1 pseudogene is annotated in these 543 nt (G+C 43.3%); it reads left to right on the top strand.

The window, feature by feature from the left end:
• Positions 1-543, top strand: a pseudogene (locus tag HT691_RS11005) (ISNCY family transposase); the annotation flags it as partial.

Below are 543 nucleotides of genomic sequence, written 5' to 3'. Positions count from 1 at the left end.
GGTATTCCCCTTCAAATTAAAACAGATAAGAGAACAGTCTTTACCTATCAAGCCTCCAACTCTAAGAAAATGGAGGACGATACCCATACACAGTTTGGATACGCCTGTCACCAACTGGGGATTCTCCTTGAGACAACCGCTATCCCTCAAACTAAAGGGAGAGTCGAAAGACTCAATCAGGCACTACAATCTCGCCTGCCTATTGAACTGGAACGAAACAATATTCATACCTCGGAAGAAGCCAATACCTTCCTTCTTTCCTACATTCAAACCTTTAATGAACAGTTTGGAAACAAGACAAAACTCTCTGTCTTCGAGGTGGCTCCTAAGCCCTCTGAACGAAATCTCATTCTAGCTAGACTGGCGGAGAGAGTCGTGGATCGTAGACACCATATCCGATTCCAAAATCGTTGCTATATCCCTGTTGAACAGGGAAAAGAAGTCTACTTCAGCAGAAAGACGAAAGCATTCGTTATAAAAGAAGTTGACGGTGACATCTACCTCAATATCGCTGACAAGATCTGTCACACAAAGGAGCTACTA

This window comes from Streptococcus sp. 477, from assembly GCF_013277295.1.
GTDB lineage: Bacteria > Bacillota > Bacilli > Lactobacillales > Streptococcaceae > Streptococcus > Streptococcus pseudopneumoniae.
This window is presented reverse-complemented; position numbering and strand designations above follow the sequence as displayed.